Annotated in this window: 16 protein-coding genes and 1 riboswitch; of the genes, 9 read left to right on the top strand and 7 right to left on the bottom strand. The window is 71.7% G+C overall.

Going from position 1 to position 19,591, the window contains the following annotated elements; all coding sequences use genetic code 11:
• Window positions 1–4 precede the first annotated feature (4 nt).
• Window positions 5–1,426, top strand: coding sequence for an SWIM zinc finger family protein (locus ACF062_RS15885; protein ID WP_392138511.1), 1,422 nt, complete (start codon window positions 5–7; stop codon window positions 1,424–1,426).
• A 23-nt stretch (window positions 1,427–1,449) separates the two neighbouring features.
• Window positions 1,450–3,249 (top strand): DUF5691 domain-containing protein, encoded by a 1,800-nt coding sequence (locus ACF062_RS15890; protein ID WP_392138513.1) that lies wholly within the window; start codon window positions 1,450–1,452, stop codon window positions 3,247–3,249.
• A gap of 48 nt (window positions 3,250–3,297) precedes the next feature.
• On the opposite strand, the gene ACF062_RS15895 is transcribed toward ACF062_RS15890, so the two are convergent.
• Window positions 3,298–3,714 (bottom strand): cobalamin B12-binding domain-containing protein, encoded by a 417-nt coding sequence (locus tag ACF062_RS15895; protein ID WP_205036198.1) that lies wholly within the window; start codon window positions 3,712–3,714, stop codon window positions 3,298–3,300.
• Window positions 3,715–4,137: 423 nt separating this feature from the next.
• On the opposite strand from ACF062_RS15895, the gene ACF062_RS15900 reads away from it, so the two are divergent.
• The gene (locus ACF062_RS15900) at window positions 4,138–5,157 is read left to right on the top strand and encodes an esterase/lipase family protein (RefSeq protein ID WP_392138515.1); all 1,020 of its coding nucleotides are present in this window, start codon (window positions 4,138–4,140) and stop codon (window positions 5,155–5,157) included.
• Window positions 5,158–5,373: 216 nt separating this feature from the next.
• Window positions 5,374–6,948 (top strand): peptidoglycan DD-metalloendopeptidase family protein, encoded by a 1,575-nt coding sequence (locus ACF062_RS15905; RefSeq protein ID WP_392138517.1) that lies wholly within the window; start codon window positions 5,374–5,376, stop codon window positions 6,946–6,948.
• Window positions 6,949–6,974: 26 nt separating this feature from the next.
• Here the strand turns inward: ACF062_RS15905 and pcrA are convergent, their stop codons facing one another.
• A complete protein-coding gene (gene pcrA, locus ACF062_RS15910) occupies window positions 6,975–9,491 on the bottom strand; it encodes a DNA helicase PcrA (RefSeq protein ID WP_392138519.1) in 2,517 nt (838 codons plus the stop codon).
• Between the two features lie 277 nt (window positions 9,492–9,768).
• Window positions 9,769–9,925: riboswitch (cyclic di-AMP (ydaO/yuaA leader) on the top strand.
• A gap of 7 nt (window positions 9,926–9,932) precedes the next feature.
• Here pcrA and ACF062_RS15915 point away from each other — a divergent pair.
• Window positions 9,933–11,168 carry an NlpC/P60 family protein gene (locus ACF062_RS15915; RefSeq protein ID WP_392138521.1) on the top strand — a complete coding sequence of 412 codons (1,236 nt, stop codon included), beginning with the start codon at window positions 9,933–9,935 and terminating at the stop codon, window positions 11,166–11,168.
• Between the two features lie 86 nt (window positions 11,169–11,254).
• Here the strand turns inward: ACF062_RS15915 and ACF062_RS15920 are convergent, their stop codons facing one another.
• Window positions 11,255–11,608 (bottom strand): hypothetical protein, encoded by a 354-nt coding sequence (locus tag ACF062_RS15920; RefSeq protein WP_392138523.1) that lies wholly within the window; start codon window positions 11,606–11,608, stop codon window positions 11,255–11,257.
• A 343-nt stretch (window positions 11,609–11,951) separates the two neighbouring features.
• Between ACF062_RS15920 and ACF062_RS15925 the strand changes: the two genes are divergently transcribed.
• Window positions 11,952–13,022, top strand: coding sequence for an NlpC/P60 family protein (locus ACF062_RS15925; protein WP_392138525.1), 1,071 nt, complete (start codon window positions 11,952–11,954; stop codon window positions 13,020–13,022).
• A gap of 33 nt (window positions 13,023–13,055) precedes the next feature.
• Complete coding sequence (locus tag ACF062_RS15930) at window positions 13,056–13,712, top strand: hypothetical protein (RefSeq protein ID WP_392138527.1); 657 nt, start codon at window positions 13,056–13,058, stop codon at window positions 13,710–13,712.
• 33 nt (window positions 13,713–13,745) lie between these two features.
• On the opposite strand, the gene ACF062_RS15935 is transcribed toward ACF062_RS15930, so the two are convergent.
• The gene (locus tag ACF062_RS15935) at window positions 13,746–14,474 is read right to left on the bottom strand and encodes a response regulator transcription factor (RefSeq protein WP_320590172.1); all 729 of its coding nucleotides are present in this window, start codon (window positions 14,472–14,474) and stop codon (window positions 13,746–13,748) included.
• Entirely contained in the window at window positions 14,471–15,760 is a 1,290-nt protein-coding gene (locus ACF062_RS15940; protein WP_356575542.1) for a PspC domain-containing protein, read from the bottom strand. Before ACF062_RS15940 ends, ACF062_RS15935 begins: the two co-directional genes overlap by 4 nt.
• 183 nt (window positions 15,761–15,943) lie before the next feature.
• Here ACF062_RS15940 and ACF062_RS15945 point away from each other — a divergent pair, with 183 nt between their 5' ends.
• Window positions 15,944–17,305 (top strand): PspC domain-containing protein, encoded by a 1,362-nt coding sequence (locus tag ACF062_RS15945; protein ID WP_392138529.1) that lies wholly within the window; start codon window positions 15,944–15,946, stop codon window positions 17,303–17,305.
• The gene (locus tag ACF062_RS15950; protein WP_392138531.1) at window positions 17,292–17,531 is read left to right on the top strand and encodes a hypothetical protein; all 240 of its coding nucleotides are present in this window, start codon (window positions 17,292–17,294) and stop codon (window positions 17,529–17,531) included. The genes ACF062_RS15945 and ACF062_RS15950 overlap by 14 nt, the downstream gene beginning before the upstream one ends.
• Before the next feature lie 7 nt (window positions 17,532–17,538).
• Here the strand turns inward: ACF062_RS15950 and ACF062_RS15955 are convergent, their stop codons facing one another.
• Window positions 17,539–18,087, bottom strand: a complete 549-nt coding sequence (locus tag ACF062_RS15955) for a DoxX family protein (protein ID WP_392138532.1) — start codon at window positions 18,085–18,087, stop codon at window positions 17,539–17,541.
• A 161-nt stretch (window positions 18,088–18,248) separates the two neighbouring features.
• Window positions 18,249–19,514 (bottom strand): hypothetical protein, encoded by a 1,266-nt coding sequence (locus tag ACF062_RS15960; RefSeq protein ID WP_392138534.1) that lies wholly within the window; start codon window positions 19,512–19,514, stop codon window positions 18,249–18,251.
• Window positions 19,515–19,591 lie beyond the last annotated feature (77 nt).

Consider the following 19,591-nt stretch of genomic DNA (forward strand, 5'->3'; position numbering starts at 1 on the left):
AGACATGACTCAGCAGGGGGTGCGCTGGACGGTGGACCAGGTGCTGGCACTGGCGCCTGACGCCTCGTCACGCAAGGCGGGAAGCAAACTGGGCGTCGCCGGACCGTGGTCGGAGACGGGCAGTTCCGGCGAGGGGGCGGTGTGGGGACTGTGCAAGGGCAGTGGCAGCAAGCCGTATCAGACACTCATCGACATCGCGGGCGTCACAGGCAATACAGGTATCGCGGGCGTCACAGCCACAGCGGGCCCAGCGGACGGGGCGGGCCCAGCGGACGGGGCGGGTCCGGCGTACAAGTGCAGTTGCCCGAGCCGCAAGTTCCCGTGCAAACACGCGCTGGGACTGCTGCTGCTCTGGGCGGGCGCGGACGGCACCGTGCCGGACGGTGAGCCGCCCGAGTGGGCCGAGGAATGGCTGGCGTCCCGCCGCAAAAGAGCGGAGGTCAAGCGGAGTTCGCAGGCCGCGCCCCCCGCGTCGGCCGACCCTGAGGCGGCCCGCAGAAGAGCGGAGAAGCGGGCCGAGCGCGTCACGGCGGGGGTGACGGAGCTGGAGCAGCGCCTGTCCGACCTGCTGCGCTCCGGCACGGCCTCCGCCGAACAGGCGGGGTACGGCCTGTGGGAGGAGACAGCGGCCCGCATGGTCGACGCGCAGGCTCCAGGACTGGCGGCGCGCGTAAGGGAGTTGGGGTCCATACCCTCGTCGGGGCCTGGCTGGCCGGTACGCCTGTTGGAGGAGTGCGCCCTGCTGCACCTCCTCGACCAGGGCTGGCTCCACCGCGACGCGTTGCCGTCCGGCCTGGCCGCCACGGTCCGCGCCCGCGTCGGCCTGCCCGCTCGACCGGAGGGCCCACCGTTGCGGGACCGCTGGCTGGTCCTCGCGCAGTACGACACCGCCGACAGCAAACTCACCACGCGCCGCGTCTGGCTGTACGGCACGGACTCCGGCCGCACCGCGCTGCTCCTCTCCTACGGAGCGGCCGGCCGCGCCCCCGCGCTCGCCCTGCCGGTGGGCCTCGCGCTCGACGCGGAGCTGACGGGATACCCGGGCGCGCGGCAGCTACGGGCCGACCTGGGCGAACAGTTCGGCGCCCCGGCACCCACCGCCGAGCGGCCACCGGGCGTACGGACGGACGAGGCGGCCGCGCGCTACGGCGAGGCGCTCCGTCATGACCCGTGGCTGGAGTCCTGGCCGGTGACGCTCTCCGAGGTCATACCGGCCCAGGCCGACGGCGCGTGGCAACTGGCCGACGCGGGCGGCGGATCGGCGCTGCCGGTGACGCCCGCCGCCGCGTCCGGGCCGGGCCTGTGGCGGCTGGTCGCCCTGTCCGGAGGAGCACCGCTGACGGTGTTCGGCGAGTGCGGCCACCAGGGCTTCACCCCGCTGACGGCCTGGCCACGGGACGCGGAAGAGACGGTGCCGCTGTGGTGACCGACGAACGCCAGGAGGAGCAGATGCCGACCACACCCACGGCGCCTGGGGCACACACAGCGCCCAGGACACACTCGACGCCCGGGACACCGACGGCAACCGGGACGGTGACGGCACCCGTGACACCCCCGGCAGCCGGGACCCCCCGGGCACTCGATGCCGCCTCCGTACGCCCGCCCGATGCCGCCTCGACGTCCCCCCGCGTCGCCTGGGAGGACCTCATCACGGCGGCGCTGCTCGGCACCGACCGCCGCGCGCTGCCCGACCCGCTCCACACCCCCGGCAAGGAGCCACCGCTCGCCCTCCTCGACGAGGCGGCGGTGCAGACGGTACGCCGCAGGGCGGGACTGCGCCCGGCACCGGCCGCCACCCCGCCCGAGCCGGCGGCGCGGGACCCGAGGCCGCCGGTGCCGCCCGCGGCCCGCCGCAGGCTCGCCACGCTGCTCACCGACCAGCCCGGCCTCGGGAGCGGCGGCCGACGCGGCGCGACGCCGGACCTGATGGAACTGCTCCCCCAGTGGCTCGCCCTGGCCAACGCCCGGGGGTACGGCGCGCCGCCCGAACTGCTCCCCGCCCTCCTGAACGCGGCGCGCGGCCGTACGGACCTGCGTCCCCAGGCGCTCGCCTTCGCGGGCCCCAGGGCCCTGTGGCTGGCCCGTCTGAACCCGGACTGGAAGTTCGCGCTCCGGGCCACTCCGGGAGGCGGCGTGGCCCTGCCCTCCACGGACGACGCGCCCAAGGTCCGGCAGCTGTGGGAAGAGGGCCTCTTCGCCGAACGGGTCGCGCTCCTGACCACGCTCCGCGCACGCGACGCCCATGCCGCGCGGCAGCTGCTCGCCACGACCTGGCCGACGGAGCGCGCGGAGGACCGCCTGATGTTCCTCGATTCGCTCCGCACGGGCCTGTCCGCCGCGGACGAGCCGTTCCTCGAGCAGGCCCTCACCGACCGCAGCCGAAACGTCCGGTCCACGGCGGCGGAGTTGCTCTCCGCGCTCCCCGACTCGGCACTGGCCGGGCGGATGGCCGCGCGGGCGGCCTCCTGCGTGGCCGTGGACCACGTGTCGAGCACGCCGACCCTCACGGTCGAGGCCCCGCACGAGTGCGACGCGGGCATGGAGCGGGACGGCGTCGTCGCCAAACCCCCGGCCGGCCGGGGCGAGCGCTCCTGGTGGCTGGGCCAGCTGGTGGAGGCCGCCCCGCTCGCCACCTGGCGCACCCGGCTGGGGAATCGCACGCCGGCCGAGATAGTGGCGCTCCCGGTGGCCGACGACTGGCGCGGCGAGCTGCACGCCGCGTGGTGCCGCGCGGCCGTGCGCCAGCGGGACGCGGCCTGGTCAAGGGCCCTGCTCGGCATGCCCGCGTCCCCGGACGCCGCGGGCCCCGGAGCCGTGTCGCTCGCCGAGCGCGCCAAGCTCCTCGCCTCGCTGCCCTCGGCGGACCGGGCGGAGTGGGTCGCAGGTTTCATCGCCGCGCACGGCCTGTCCGAGGCGTTCCAGCTGCTCGGGGTGTGCGCGGTCCCCTGGGCCGAGCCGCTGGGCCGCGCGGTCGTCGACGCGTTGAACATCGCGCGGGACGCGGGCAGCTACCCCTGGAGCTTCAGCGGGGTCATGGGCCTCGCGGAGCGCTGCCTCGACCCCTCCGAAGCGGTCCGCCTGGAGGCGCTCACCGCGATCCCGGACGAACCGGAGGACGCGTCACCGGGCGCGGGCAGCTACTGGTCGGAGGCGTTCCAACGCCTGGTCACCACGCTGCGCCTGCGCGCGGCCATACGCGACGAACTCCCGCCGCTCCCCGAACCCCGCACGGAGGGCGGGGGCACGTGAGGAGGCAGGCGGGAGCCCCGGAACCACCGCCCTGGGACCGCGCAGGTTTCAGGCCCCGGCGGGCTGCTGCACGTTGGCCCGCACCCATTCCACGATCGAGGTCGTGGTGGCTCCGGGGGTGAAGATCTCCGCGACGCCCTTCTCCTTCAGCGGCGCGATGTCCGCCTCCGGGATGATCCCGCCGCCGAAGACCAGGATGTCCTGCGCGTCCCGCTCCTTCAGAAGTTCGAGCACCCGCGCGAACAGCGTGTTGTGCGCCCCGGACAGGATGGAGAGGCCGATCGCGTCGGCGTCCTCCTGGATCGCGGTGTCCACCACCTGCTCGGGCGTCTGGTGCAGCCCGGTGTAGATGACCTCCATACCGGCGTCACGCAGCGCCCGCGCGATCACCTTGGCCCCGCGGTCGTGCCCGTCGAGCCCCGGCTTGGCGACCACCACGCGGATCGGCCCGGCTGCCACACCCATCACTGCCTCCATGTACCGATATCCGTACTGACAACCATCTGTCCAAGCACAGATACCCCGCACCACACCGGCCGGGGAAGTGAACGAACGTTATCCACAGCATCGCGCAAGCGGCAGTTTCACGGTGGAGAGGGAGGGGGAAATCACACGTTGGGACATGTTCGCTGCGCGCCGTCCACCAACCAGGGGTTCACGCTCCGCACCCGGATCAGGCGCGAGGGGAGCCGCAACGAGATCGCCGCACCACCATGCCGTCAGCCGCACGGCATGGTGGTCCGGTGCACCGGCGACGTCACGGGGGTACGGAGCCGCCACACCACGGCGGCACCGCGCGCCTTCGCGGAGCCGACTCCTCGCCCACGACTCCCCCTAGGGCGCACGGGGGACGAAGACGCCCTCCCGCGCGCCGTCGGGAGGTCGACGATGCCGGTCACAGGCGCCCGCCCCTTTCGCTTCCGCGGCTTTCCGCTGCCAGACCTGACCGGGCTGCCGACCCTGCCCGCGTTCCTGACGCCGTCGGCCCTGCCCGCCCTGCCCCCGCTGTCGGCGCTGCCCGCACTGCTGACGCTGCCCGCACTACCGACGCTGCCTTCGCTGCCCACCCTGCCCCGGCTGCCTTCCCTGACTGCCCTGCACGCCAAAGCGGCAGGCCGCATCTCCCTGGCCCTCCTGAAGTCGACCGCCCTGGAACTGGCGATCCTCGCGGGCCACCTCGTCCTCTACCCCTCGGGCATCGCCCAGGAGCGCCGGACGGCCCCCGTCCAGCCGCCGCCCGACGCCCCTCGCCTCCCCGCCGACGACAGGCCTCCGGTTCTTCTCCTGCACGGCTTCATCGACAACCGCTCCGTCTTCGTCCTGCTCCGCCGCGCCCTCGCCCAGGACGGCGGACGCCGCGTGGAGTCCCTCAACTACTCGCCGCTCACCTGTGACGTCCCTGCCGCCGCCGAGCTGCTCGGCCGCCACGTCGAGGAACTCTGCGAGCGCACGGGCCACCGCCGGGTGGACATCGTCGGGCACAGCCTCGGCGGCTTGATCGCCCGCTATTACGCGCAGCGCCTCGGCGGCGACATACGCGTACGCACACTGGTCACGCTCGGCACTCCGCACGCGGGCACGCGGGTCGCGCCGCTCGCGGACGCGCATCCGATCGTGCGGCAGATGCGCCCGGGTTCCGCCGTCATCGAGGAGCTGAGGGAACCGGCGCCGGACTGCCGCACCCAGTTCGTGAGCTTCTGGAGCGACCTGGACCAGATCATGGACCCGCCGGAAACGGCGTGCGTAGACCACCCCGACCTGCTCGCGCAGAACATCCGGGTAACCGGAATCGGCCATCTCGCCCTGCCGGTGCACCCGGCGGTGGCGAACGGCGTACGTCAGGCACTCGACCTGACGAATCCAGGAACCGACGCGAGGCAAGAACCGGGCGGACTCACGGTCGCCTGACCACGGCCGGGCATCGGGTCACGGACCCGATCCACGCCCCCGGACCTCGAACACAACTCGAACGCAGGGCCAAGGCTGTGCCCACAGTCCCCCGAAAGACGGCCGAATGCCCGTTTCCTGAGAGGGCGAAACCTGCCGAAGATTGTCGCGCCCGTATACCGCCGGGTACAGTCGCCGCACTGCTCTGCCCCTGCTGCCGAGGCGAAAGAGAAGTTGGTGAACGACCGTCACCCGTCGGGGAGCTCGACTCCCCAGCCCTCGGCACCTGGCGCCGACTACGCGCACTACGCGACGTACGATCCACACAGCGCCGAGCACGGCGGCTACGGCTACGACGCCCACTCCACCGGCGCTTTCGACACCGGCAGCTTCAGCACCGGCAGCTTCGACACCGGTACGTTCGCCACCGATCCGCTCTTCGGCGACATGCCCGGCACCGAGTACGGCACGGGCCAGTGGGCGACCACCACGACCACGCAGCAGCAGACGGCCGACTACGACGCGTACGCCGGGCAGCACCACGCCGTCGCGTACGACACCGGCAGCTACGACACCACCTCCGCGTGGACGACCGGCGACTACCAGCACCTCGCCGACATTCCGGCCCAGCCGGGCCCGGACAGCTCGGGTCAGTGGGACGCCACCGCCTGGAACCAGGGGCCCTCGACCGGCCAGTGGGAGACGCAGGTCTTCGAGACGCAGACCTTTGAGACGGGCGCCTTCGAGACGGGCACGTTCGACGCCGCGGCGTGGAACTCCCCCGACGAAACGCACGGGACATCCGAGGCGCACGAGGCAAACGAAGCGCACGAAGCAAACGGCGCGCACCCGAACCAAGGGGCGCGCGACACGTCGCACGAGCCGCACGACGCGCCCCACCCGTACGACACCGCGGAATCCGAGAATCCGCAGCCGTACGAACTCACCGAGCAGTACGAGATCGCCGCCGACGCCCCCTACACGGCCACGGAGCCCGAGCCGGCTTCGGAAAGCCCGGCTCCGGGGTCACGCGCCGCCGCCCGCGGCAGGAACGGCGGCTCCGGCGCGGGCCGGTCCCGGACCCGCCGCCGCACCCCCGCCAAGCGCTCCGCCCTGTTCACCGTCGCCGTGCCGTCCGCCTGCGTGATGGGCGTCGCCGGGGTGGCCGCCGCCTCCGTGGGCAGCTTCGGCGGGGACGAGGCCAAGGACACGACCGCCTCGGCCCCGGACACCACGTCCGTGAAGCCCTCCACCGCCAACAACAAGCTGGACACCCAGCTGGCGAACCTCTCCGCGGACGCCGGTGACTTCGCGGACCGCGCGAGCCGCACGCAGGAGCGCATCGACCTCAAGGCCGAGCAGGTGGCCGCCGAGAAGAAGGCGGCCGCGGAGGCGGCACGCAAGGAGCGGCTCCGCCCCAAGTTCTCCCTGCCGGTCAAGCAGCACGGACTGAGCGCTTACTACGGCCAGGCCGGTGTCAACTGGATGTCCGCCCACTCCGGCATCGACTTCCCCGTGTCGTACGGCACGGAAGTCCTCGCGGCGACCGACGGCACCGTCTCCACGAAGTGGAACAGCGCCTACGGCAACATGGCGATCGTGACCGCCAAGGACGGCACGGAGACGTGGTACTGCCACCTCTCCACGCACAAGATCTCCACCGGGCCCGTGAAGGCGGGCGAGGTCATCGCCTTCTCCGGCAACTCCGGCAACTCCACGGGACCGCATCTGCACTTCGAGGTGCGCCCCAGCGGCGGCTCGGCGATCGACCCGCTGCCGTGGCTGCGCAGCCACGACCTCGACCCGACGTAACGTAACTCCGGCCGCCGCCCGAGGCGTTACAGCTTCTCGACCGGCGCGTACCGCAGCAGGAGCCGCTTCGGCTTGGGCTCGCCGAAGTCCACCGTCGCCTCGGCGTTCGCACCCGTGCCCTTCACTCCGACCACGGTCCCGAGGCCGAACTGGTCGTGCGTGACCCGGTCCCCGACCGCCAGCGAGACCACCGGCTTCTCCGAGGCGCGGCGCGTGGCGAAGCCCTGCGCGCCGCCCGTGCGCGAACGCGACGAGGACAGCGACGAGGCGATGCCCGCGGCGGGACCCGACGACGCGAGGGCGCCGACAGAGCCCTTCCGCTTCCAGTCCAGATACGTATCCGGAATCTCTTCGAGGAAGCGCGACGGCGGGTTGTACGAGGGCTGGCCCCAGGCGCTGCGCATCGAGGACCGCGTCAGATAGAGCCGCTCGCGCGCGCGCGTGATGCCCACGTAGGCGAGGCGGCGCTCCTCCTCCAGCTCCTTGACCTGCCCGAGAGAGCGCATGTGCGGGAAGACGCCGTCCTCCATGCCGGTCAGGAAGACCACGGGGAATTCGAGGCCCTTGGCGGTGTGGAGCGTCATGAGGGTGATGACTCCGGAGCCGTCGTCCTCCTCATCCGGAATCTGGTCGGAGTCGGCGACGAGCGCGACGCGCTCCAGGAAGTCGGAGAGCGTGCCGGCCGGGGCGGCGGCCCCTTCGTCACCTTCCGCTGGGCCTTCCGCCTGGCCGTCTTCCTGGGCACCGGCCGCTTGGGCGTTCTCCTGCTCGAACTCCAGGGCGACGGCGGCGAGTTCCTGGAGGTTCTCGATACGGGTCTCGTCCTGTGGGTCGGTCGAGGCCTGCAACTCGGCGAGGTAGCCGGTCCGTTCGAGTACGGCCTCCAGGACGACGGCCGGGCCCGCGCCGGACTCGACGACGGTCCGCAGCTCCTCCATGAGCGTGTTGAACCGCTTGACGGCGTTGGTCGAGCGGGCCGCCATTCCGTACGCCTCGTCGACGCGGCGCAGCGCCTGCGGGAAGGAGATCTTCTCGCGCTGCGAGAGCGCGTCGATCATGGCTTCCGCGCGGTCGCCGATGCCCCTCTTGGGGACGTTCAGGATACGGCGCAGCGGGACCGCGTCCTCGGGGTTGGCGAGAACGCGCAGGTAGGCCAGCACATCGCGGACCTCCTTGCGCTCGTAGAAGCGGACGCCGCCGACGACCTTGTAGGGCAGGCCGACGCGGATGAAGATCTCTTCGAAGACACGCGACTGGGCGTTCGTGCGGTAGAAGATCGCGACGTCGCCGGCCTTCGCGTCGCCCGCGTCCGTGAGCCGGTCGATCTCGTCGGCGACGAATTGCGCCTCGTCGTGCTCGGTGTCTGCCACGTAGCCGGTGATGCGGGCGCCCGCGCCCTGGTTGGTCCACAGGTTCTTCGGGCGGCGGCTCTCGTTCCGCTCGATGACCGCGTTCGCGGCGCTCAGGATCGTCTGCGTGGAGCGGTAGTTCTGCTCCAGGAGGATCGTGGTCGCGTCGGTGTAGTCCTCCTCGAACTGGAGGATGTTGCGGATCGTGGCGCCGCGGAAGGCGTAGATCGACTGGTCCGCGTCACCCACCACGCACAGCTCCGCCGGGTCGTCACCTTCGCCACCGGAGGGGCCGACCAGCTCGCGCACCAGGGCGTACTGCGCGTGGTTGGTGTCCTGGTACTCGTCGACCATGACGTGCCGGAAGCGGCGGCGGTAGTGCTCGGCGACGTCCGGGAAGGCGCGCAGGAGGTGGACCGTCGTCATGATCAGGTCGTCGAAGTCCAGCGCGTTCGCCTCACGCAGGCGTGACTGGTACATGGCGTAGGCCTGGGCGAGGGTCTTCTCGAAGCCGTCAGCGGCCTGTCCGGCGAAGTCCTCCTCGTCGATCAGCTCGTTCTTCAGGTTCGAGATCTTGGCGCTGAAGGACTTCGGCGGGAACTTCTTCGGGTCGAGGTCCAGGTCGCGGCAGACCAGGGCCATCAGACGCTTGGAGTCCGCGGCGTCGTAGATCGAGAAGGAGGACGTGAAGCCGAGCTTCTTGTACTCGCGGCGCAGGATGCGGACGCAGGCGCTGTGGAAGGTCGAGACCCACATCGCGTTGGCCCGGGGGCCGACGAGCTGCTCGACGCGCTCCTTCATCTCGCCCGCGGCCTTGTTCGTGAAGGTGATCGCGAGGATCTGCCCCGGGTGCACGCCGCGCTCCGCCAGGAGATACGCGATGCGGTGGGTCAGCACGCGGGTCTTGCCCGAACCGGCGCCGGCCACGATGAGCAGCGGGGAGCCGGCGTGCACGACCGCCGCACGCTGGTTCTCGTTCAGCCCCTCCAGGAGCGCCGCCGGGTCGATGACCGGGCGCGGGGCCCCGTCGCGGTAGTGCGTGTCCCGGGTCATGGGCACGTCGAACTTCCCGTCGAACAAGTCGTCCGGAACCGGTTCCGGAGCGCTGTCCTCGGGCGGCGGCGGGGGCTCTTCGTCCGTGGCCCGGGAAGGCCGCAGGTCCGCCAGGAAGCTGTCATCAAAGAGGCTGCTCATCGCCTCCCGAGTCTAGGCGGCCCCACTGACAACCCGCCCCGGGTTCCGGCCACCTTCCTCCCGAAGCCCGTCCGGCTTGCGCCTGCCTACGCCTCACCTACGCCACGCCCACACCTGGTCACGCTCCGCGACAGCGCCGCCTGCCCGGCCCCGGTGCCCCGGAAAGTAACGGAAATGTATCGGGCATAACGAACATCAACCTTCACACGCGCCACACGAGTTGGCTAGCGTGCTCCGCGGGCCGCTCGTCCTCCCACCGGCGAATCCCGCCGGGAACGGGTTGCCTCCGCCGAGTCCGACCTGTTCGGAGCCGGGGACCCACCGAAAACCTGGGGTGAATCGGTCCCGTACGCAGTACGGGACCGTAGGGCAACCTTCCGGACCATCCGCCCGAACCCGACAGCTAACCCGGTAGGCGGTCTACGGAAGGAGTCGCCTCCCTTGGCGTCGCACCGCAAGCCGCGGACCCGGACAGCCGGAATACGCACCGCCCCCGCCGTCGGCATCACGACGGCCGCCTTCACCTCCGTGGCGCTCCTGTCACAGACGGCGCAGGCGGCCCCCTCCGCACCGGCGAAGCCCAGCCTCGAAGAGGTGCGGAAGAAGGTCGACGACCTGTACCACCAGGCGGGCGTGGCCACCCAGAAGTACAACTCGGCCAAGGAGAAGACCGAGAAGCAGCGCAAGAAGGCCGACCGGCTGCTCGACGACGTGGCCGAGCGCGCGGACAGGCTGAACGAGGCGCGCCAGGAGCTCGGCTCCATCGCCGCCGCCCAGTACCGCACCGGGGCCGTCTCCCACACCGCCACGATGATGCTCGCCAAGGATCCGCAGGGTTTCTTCGACCAGAACCACCTGGCGGACCGGCTGACCAAGCGGCAGAAGAAGGCCGTCGACGACTACCAGGCTCAGCAGGTGTCGGCGACGAAGCAGCGTACGAAGGCCGCGCGGAGCGTGGAGACGCTGAGCGACTCGCGGGACGATCTCAGGACGAGCAAGGAGACCGTCCAGAAGAAGCTGGGCGAGGCGCGTGAACTGCTCTCGGAGCTGACCGCCGAGGAGAAGGCCCGGCTCGCCGCGATCGAGCGGAAGAGGGAGCGCGAGGCCAAGCGCAAGGCCGAGGAGCTGGCCCGCAAGGAGGCCGCCGAGGCGGAGCGCAAGCGCAAGGCGGAGGAGGCGGCCCGGAAGGAGCGGGAGGAGCAGGGGCAGGGAGAGGGCCAGGACTCCGGATCGGGTTCCGGCGCCGGCTCGGGTTCAGGCTCGGGCTCTGGCGAGGGCTCGGGCTCCGGTGGCGGCTCGGGCTCCGGAAGCACCGACGGGAGTTACGCCACCAAGGCCGCGAAGGTCATCGACTTCGCGGAGGCACAGATCGGCAAGCCGTACGTCTGGGGCGCGACCGGGCCCGACTCCTACGACTGCTCCGGGCTCACCCAGGACGCCTGGAAGGCGGCGGGGATCACCCTGCCCCGCACCACTTGGGACCAGGTGAAGGCCGGCACGACCGTGAAGACCGCCGACGCCGAGCCGGGCGACCTGGTCTTCTTCTACGACGACATCAGCCACGTGGGGATCTACATCGGCGGCGGCAAGATGATCCACGCCCCGAAGCCGGGCGCCAAGGTCCGCGTCGAATCGATCTACTACATGCCGATCCACAGCGTGGTGCGCCCGGCATAGCCGCGGAAAGTCACCCTCTACGCGCGCGTGGCCCGCACTCCCGAAGGAGCGCGGGCCACGCGCGCGTAGAGGGCCGGTTGCGGGGATCAGGTCCACAGCACGGCGATGAAGATGTTCGCCGTGGTCAGCAGCCCCACCGCGCCGAACACACCCTTGTCGATCTTCTCCTCGTCCCGCTTCACATAGACCAGCGCGAGGATCACGATCAGCACGGCCATCTTGATGCCGATCTTGATGTTGTTGACCGCGTTGCCGTCCGCCTGGTTGAGACCCACGAGGGCGACGCCGGTGACGAGCATGATCAGCGCGCCGTGCAGCATCGCGGGACCGAAGCGGGCGGTGCCCTGGCCCATCTGCTTCATCTGGGTCAGGAAGCCGCCCAGGAGCGAGGCGATGCCGATGATGTGCAGGCCGACGAAGAGATGGATGAGTACGTCCATGGGCCGGAGCCTAGCCCGGACCCGTACCGCTCCCCGCAGGCGGCCCCATAGCACCCTCCGCCGGGCCGCCAGGGCGCGAACCGTCACATTGGTCACGGCCGTCCGCCAAGCCGTCACCGACCCGTCAGCAGCACGGACAGGCGCAGTAACGATTCCGACCTTCTCCGGCAGTTGCGCACAATCCACCTCCACGCCGTGACGCCCACGTTTAGCGTCCTCACCAGGTGACCGGCTCCCCACCGCCGCCCCGCTCAGGGCGGCAGTCGGCCACCACCGCCGAGAAACCCGGCGGCGGCCCGCTCCCCCTTTGCGGGCCGCCGCCGGCCAGGTAAGGAGCTCCTCCGTGGCAGCGCACCGCAAGCCCCGACAGCGCTCGCTCAGCGGCCACACGGCCCGCACCGCCGTCACCCTCGCCCTCGCGGGAGCCGCCTCGGTGACCGCGCTCGACGGCTCCGGGCACGCGGATCCCCGGCCCGGCCTCTCCGAGGTGAAGTCCAGGGTCGACGCGCTCTACCGCGAGGCGGAGATCGCCACCGAGAAGTACAACGGCGCGAAGGAGAAGGCCGAGAAGGCCGAGGAATCGCTCGGCGAGCTGCGCGACGAGGCGGCCCGCAAGGCGGAGAAACTCAATGCCGCCCGCAACAGCCTGGGTTCGTACGCGACAGCGCAGTACCGCGCGGGCGGCATCGACCCCTCCGTGCAACTCGCGCTCTCCTCGGACCCCGATCAGTTCCTGGACCGCGCCTCCCTCGCCGACCGGGCGGGCAGCCGGCAGGCCGCGGCCATCGGCGGCGTACGCAAGAAGCTCCGGGAGTTCGACCAGCTGCGTACGGAGGCCGACGACCTTCTGGCCACCCTCCGCGCACGCCAGGCGGACCTGAAGAAGCACAAGAAGACCGTCACCGGCAAGCTCGGCGAGGCCAAGCGGCTGCTGGCCCGGCTCACCGAGGAACAGCGCGTGGAGTTCGCGAAGCTCGCGGACGAGGACCAGGGCGGTCACAGCGGCCGGGCCGACCGTTCCAAGGCCCGTGACACACCCCCGAGCGGCGCCGCCAAGGCGCCCAACGCCCGCGCCGCCACCGCCGTTTCCTACGCGTACAAAGCCATCGGCAGCCCCTACGTGTGGGGCGCGACGGGCCCGAGCGCCTTCGACTGCTCAGGGCTGATCCAGGCCGCGTACCGCTCGGCGGGTGTGTCGCTGCCCCGCACCACCTACGCCCAGATCGCGGCGGGCGAGCGTATCCCGCGCTCCGCGTTGCGCCCCGGTGACCTGGTGTTCTTCTACTCGGGCATCACCCACGTCGGCATGTATGTGGGCAACGGCCAGATGATCCACGCCCCCAACCCGAGCGCCCGGGTCCGGCTCGCCCCGATCGACCAGATGCCGTTCGCCGGTGCCACGCGGGTGGCGTGAAGTGACCCGGCGGCTCGCAGTACTGTCGGGTCCATGCCCAGCCGTACGTTGCCGCCACCTCCCCCGCCCCCGTATCTGCGCACCTGGCCCGACCGGCAGGCCCTGCTGACCGACCGCGGCTTGGCCCTTCATGAACTGCGCAGGCGGCATCTGGGAGTGCACCGGCTCCTCTTCCTGTGGCTGTGCGGAGCCGCTGCCGTCATCGGCTGGGCGCTGCTGATGCAGCCGGTCAAACTCATCGAGGACGAGGACGCCACGGGCATCATCCTCGGCCCGGTCCTCGCGGTCCTCGGCCTCGCGGCGCTGGCCCCCGCTGTGGTCGGCGTCGTCTTCAGCATCCGCCGCGACCGGCGGATACGGGAACTCGCCGATGCCTGGGTCACGTTGGACCGCCACCCGGCGTCCGACGCCCGGCTGCGCGCCCCCGGCCTCAGCCTCCTCTGGATCCTGTCCTCCCTCGCCGTGTGCGCGCTCGGCCTGTGGGTGTCCTTCGCGTCGGCCGCCTACGCCGAACCTGGCCGCCAGACCTACGCCGACGTCGTCCTCGGCATGGGCGTCGGCCTGATCCTGTGGCTGACGGGCCTGCTGGGCGCGGCCAAGGCCCTCGGCCACTACCGCTGGGCCCTGCGGAGGCTCGGCGCCGCCCCTGCCCCGACACCGGCCCCGGCACGTGGCGGCATCCCGCACTGAGGCCCGCAGGTCTCACGCGCAGGCCATGCCCCCTCAGACCAGCCGTCGCGCCGTCGCCCACCGCGTCAGCTCATGGCGGTTGGACAACTGGAGCTTCCGCAGGACGGCCGAGACATGCGACTCGACCGTCTTCACGGAGATGTAGAGCTGCTTGGCGATCTCCTTGTACGCGTACCCCCGCGCGATGAGCCGCAGGACCTCCCGCTCGCGCTGCGTGAGCCGGTCCAGGTCCTCGTCGACCGGGGGCGCGTCGGTGGAGGCGAAGGCGTCCAGCACGAAACCCGCCAGCCGCGGCGAGAACACCGCGTCGCCGTCCTGCACACGGAAGATCGAGTCGACCAAGTCGGTGCCCGTGATGGTCTTGGTGACATAGCCGCGGGCACCGCCCCGGATGACACCGATCACGTCCTCGGCGGCGTCGGACACCGAGAGCGCCAGGAAGCGCACGGGGTTCTCCGCGTCGGACATCAACGGCGCGCAGCGGCGCAGCACTTCCACGCCGCCACCCCCGGGGAGGTGCACGTCGAGGAGGACGACCTCGGGGCGCGCGGCCGTGATGACCGTGACCGCTTGGTCGACGTCGGCGGCCTCACCGACCACCTCGACGCCCGTGATCTCGGTCCGGCCGATCTCCGCCTGCACCCCGGTGCGGAACATCCGGTGGTCGTCGACCAGGACGACTCGCACACGACGCCCGCCCGCACCGCCTTCGTCCGACCCGGTCGGCTCCGCGGGTTCCCCCGCCTCGGTCGCGTCGCTCATGTCGTCGCCGTCCTCTCCATCTCCAGCTCGACTTCCGTGCCGCCGCCCGGCACCGCGCGCAGTCGCGCCGTGCCGCCGTTGCGCTGCATGCGGCCGATGATCGATTCTCGTACGCCCATGCGGTCGTCCGGTACCGCGTCCAGGTCGAATCCGGGGCCGCGGTCCCGGACGGACACAAACACCGTCTCTCCCTCGACTTCGGCGAAGACCTGCACCGCGCCGCCCTCGCCACCGTACTTGGCGGCGTTCACCATGGCCTCCCTCGCGGCCTGCATCTGCGCGGTCAGGCGGTCGTCGAGCGGGCAGTCGCCGACGACGACGACCTCGATCGGGACGCCGTGCTTGTCCTCGACCTCCGCCGCGCTGTGGCGCACCGCTTCGGCGAGGGTGTCGGGCTCCTCGTCCTCGTCCTTGCCGTTGCCCTCGGGTTTGTAGAGCCAGGCCCGCAGGTCGCGCTCCTGGGCCCGGGCGAGGCGGCGCACCTCGCCCGGGCTCTCCGCGTTGCGCTGGATCAGGGTGAGGGTGTGCAGGACGGAGTCATGGACGTGGGCGGCGACCTCGGCTCTCTCCTGGGCGCGGATGCGCATCAGCCGCTCCTCGGAGAGGTCCTGCGCCATGCGGACGAGATAGGGGCCGGCGAGGAGCGCGATGCCGACGAGCACCGCGAGGGCGGCCTGGAGCACGGCGCCCAGGTGGGCGGCGGAGCCCTGGAGCACGAAGATGCCGGTCACCCCGGCGCCGACCAGGAGGACACCGGCGGCCGAGCGGGCGAGCGTCAGGGTGCGTCTGCGCCTGCCCACGGCCATCCAGCGGGCCCGGCGGGCGTTGTCGGCCTGCCGCCAGACCAGGGCGACGCCCGCGGCGACGAGCAGGGTGGGGACGACATACGCCTTGGTCGAGCCGTCCAGGTCCACGTTGCCGACGAAGACCATGGAGACGACGACCATCGCGAGGAGCGCGACGATCTGTCCCTTGTCCGGCTTGCGGGCCACGAGTCTGCGGCGGCCGTCGGCGGATGTCTCGCTCGTGACGGCCGCGGGTGGCCGCTCGGCGTCGACACCGCCGATACCGAGCGGGACGAAGAACCAGAACGCCGCGTACAGCAGAGCGCCGAGGCCGTCCGCCGTGAACAGGCCGACGAAGACGAGCCTGACCCAGATCACGGGCAGTCCGAGATGTCCCGCGAGACCGCGTGCGACACCGCCGAGCCAACGCCCGTCACCGCTGCGGTAGAGCTTGCGCAGCGGTCGGACGTCGTCGAGGGGAGGTGCGGCGGCTTCCGGCATGCCTCGATATTCACACGCGGGCGCGGACGGGGGCATCAGGGTCGATCCCCGAGACTTCCCTGATCTCGACCCCTGCCCCGCCCCTGTCAGGGTGCGAGCCCGAGGAGTCTCAGGGGAGATATCAGGGTCGGGCCAGGGTCTTCCCGACTGCCGCGGCGGGCTCGGGGCGGTCACCATGGACACATGACAGATCAGCAGCCCGCCGAGACGGAGACCGAGGCCGCCATCCGCGACGCCCTGCGCGATGCGTACGGCGCGCCGGACGCTCCCGCGGCCGGTCATGAGCCGGGCCTGCCCGTGGAGGAGCGCAAGTTCCGCCGCGACCGTCGGCACAGAAGGCTCGGCGGCGTGTACGCGGGGCTCGGGCGGCACTGCGACATGGACCCGGTGATCTTCCGCATCGGCGTCGCGGTCCTCGCCATCACAAGCGGCCTCGGCCTGGTCTTCTACGGCTTCGCCTGGCTCTTCGTGCCGTACGAGGACGAGGAGGAGAACGAGGCGCGCAGGCTCCTCTCCGGCCGGGTGGACGGCCAGGCGCTGACGGCCGTGCTCTTCGCGCTCGTCGGCTGCGGCGTCTTCCTCACCTTGTTGAACAACGGCGGGGCGCTCACCTTCGCCGCCGTCCTGACCCTTCTCCTCGCGGGCGCGGGGTATTGGTCGCAGCAGCGCGGGGCCCCGGACTCGGACCCGGTCGCCGCACAGGCCGCGGCGGACGCCCCGCCCGAGGCGAAGGCCCCGCCCGTCGCCGGGAGTCCTTCCTGGTGGCGTGACCCGATCGTCAAGGACGGCACACACGACGGGCTCTCCGGCTACTTCTGGGGGCCGGAAGGCCTCGACATCGCCTACCAGCCGACGGGCCACCAAGGCGTGCCCCGCGCCGAGACCGCTGCCGCCCCGCCGCCCAAGCCGCGCGGGCCGCGGTGGATCGGCGGCTGGGTGCTCCTCTTCGCCTTGGTCGCCGGCGGTCTCGGCACCGGCCTGACCTGGGAGAGCCAGCCCCTCGGCACGACGCTTCAGACCGGCCTGGCCTGCGCGCTCGCGGTGTTCGGTCTCGGCATCGCGATCAGCGCCTTCCTGGGGCGCACGGGGGCGGGTTCGATCGTGCTCGCGGTGCTCACCGCCGGGCTCCTCGCGGCCACGGCGGCCCTCCCGAAGAACATCACGACGCACTACGCCCGCACCGACTGGATACCGGCGACGACAGCGGACGTCCGCCCCCAGTACGAACTGGGTCTCGGTACGGGCACACTCGACCTGAGCAAGATCGACGTCGGCAAGGGCCGGACGCTGGAGATCAGCGCCGAGGCCGGCGCGGGTGACCTCAGGGTGATCGTGCCGAAGGACGCCACCGTGCGGCTGCACGCGGAAGTGGGCGTCGGCGACATCGTGTTGCCGAACGACAAGGGCAAAGACCTGGACATCGCACCGGGCCGGGAGAAGAAGGTGACGCTGAAGCCGCCCACCGGTGGCAAGGACGGCGGCACGATCGATCTGCGGCTCGAAGTGGGCGTCGGACAAGCGAAGGTGGCCCGTGCTACGTCATGAACTTCACCCCGGCAAGCTGGTGGCAGGCCTCTCCCTGCTGGCGGTCGCCGTCGTGTACGTGGGCGACGCGGGCGGCGCGTGGGAAGCGCCGTGGTTCGTGGCGCTCCCCCTGGTGATGGTGGGCCTGCTGGTCGCGGGCGTGGCGGCGGCGATCCATGGGATACGCCCGCACGGCCCGGCCCGTCGCAGCGGCCGCACCCGGGGCGGCGAGGAGCCGCGGGAGTAAGCCCCAATCATCGGTGGCCGCGAGCCCAGGGCTTGGCGGAGTCCCAGGGGTCCCCTCGGCGGGCGGCGAGCATGGCGTCCACGGAGAGGACGGAGGCCCCGGCGAGCACCAGCGGCAGCCATGCCATCAGGTACGCCAAGTCGTTGCCGTAGTAGTAGGGCTCCTCGGCCCAGCTGACGGTCAGCCACAGGCTGAGCGAGATCAGCGCACCACCCAGAGCGGCGACGCGGGCGAACAGGCCGAGCAGGGTGCCGATGCCGACGATCAGTTCACCTAGGGCGATGGCGTAGCCGAAGCCGACGGGGTTCTTGAGGGAGAGGTCGACCAGAGCGGGGATCGCGGAGATGTCGCGGACGCCCTCCATCGTCGCGCCGATCGAGCCGACTCCGTCGGCGCGCATGAAGGTGCTGTCCGTGAGTTTGTCCAGGCCGGCGTAGATGAAGGTGACGCCGAGGAAGATCCGCAGAGGGAGCAGGGCATAGCGGGTGGCGGACCGCCGCCAGTCGTCCCGCCGTCGGTATCCGGTGTGGCTGTCCGTCCGCATGCCGTGAGCCATGGCTGTGCCGCCTCTCCCGTAGCCCGTCTTCCGACCATACGTAGGAGAAGGGTCCGCTGCTCACCGCTCTGCGGCGGGAATTTCACGACACCGAACATCGACGTCAAGGGGGGTCTGATGCGTCAGCCGAAGTGGGTCGGCCGATGGCTGGGGGTGTGGGCTCAGTCCGTGACGTCGATCGTGACGCGGTTCGTCTCCACACCCGCGGCGGTGACGACCTGCACGTCGACACGGCCCGGCTCGACATCGACCGGGACGGGCACGGTCAGCGTCGTGTCGGCCGGGTTGCTGAAGCCACCGGGCACCGGCACGAGCGGTACGTGGACATGCACGGCGCCGATCCGGACGACCATGCGGGCGAGCCGGTCCGCGTCACCCGCACCGGGTGGCACGAAGCCCGCGCCGCGGATCTCGATGTCGTCGCCGGTGCGGATCGGGGCGTCGAGATCACCGGCCTCCCGCGCCCGGACGACGGAGAGGATCACGGGACGGCCGCCTTCGGAGTACTTCCCCGCGAGGTATGTCGCGGCCGACACCAGGACCAGTACGGCGAGTCCCCAGGGCAGATCGGGCAGTTGCTCGGGCCGCCGCGCGAGGCGGACGGCGGCGAAGACCACGGCGACGGCGCTGACCAGGACGTACTGCGCGTCGGTGAAACTGCCGCGACCCGCGTCGTCGGTGAGCGGGTCGGCGGCCCGGGGCCGGTCCGCGGGCACCTTCTGGAGCCGCTGGCCCAGGACGCGCAGGCCGACGACCCTGCGGACGAGGACCGCGACCCCGCACACCACGGCGAGGACGGTCACGACCCCCGCGGCGCGGCCGAGTTCCAGCCCGGCGATCAGCTCGTCGCGTCGCCCGTGCCCGGAGGCCAGGGCCAGCTGCCCGGCGAGGACCAGCACCGAGAAGACGACCAGGAGCACCCAGCAGGCCGCCACGGCACGCGACGTGGAGAGCCGGTTGTCCTCGCCGATGACCGGTGCGAGGACGCCGCCGCGCTCCCGGTGGACGTATGCCGCGCCGGTCAGCAGCCCGCCCACGACCAGCCCGGCGAGTAGGCCCGCGGTACGCGCCGCCGTCCAGCCGGCGCCGATCGCGGTGAACGCCTGGACGAGGAGGAGGACGGCGAAGGAGCCCCAAACGACACCGAGTGTGCGTGTCCACAGGCGCCGCAGCCAGGCCTCGCCCTCTTCCCTGCCGCGCTCGGCGACGGTCCGGGCGGACTGCGTCAGCTCGTCCGACACCCACTGGCGCGACGCGCCCGCAGAGTGGGCGACGGCTGCGGGCAGCCCCTGCCCGGCCGCCAGTTCGTCCCGTCTGGTGAGGAACGCGGCCACGGCGCGCCGGTGCCCCTCGCGCGCGCCGTGTGGGCAGCCGCCGCACGTGCACCCTCCCCCGTGCGCATCTTGTCTCGCCTCCTGCACCGCCACCGCGTACGCCGCCTTCCCCAGCCTCGACGCCTGTGAGGCCTGTCGTGAACTTCCTTGCAGAGAAGGGGAATTGTGCC

The sequence above is a fragment of the Streptomyces sp. NPDC015345 genome, from assembly GCF_043078805.1.
Classification (GTDB): Bacteria; Actinomycetota; Actinomycetes; order Streptomycetales; family Streptomycetaceae; genus Streptomyces.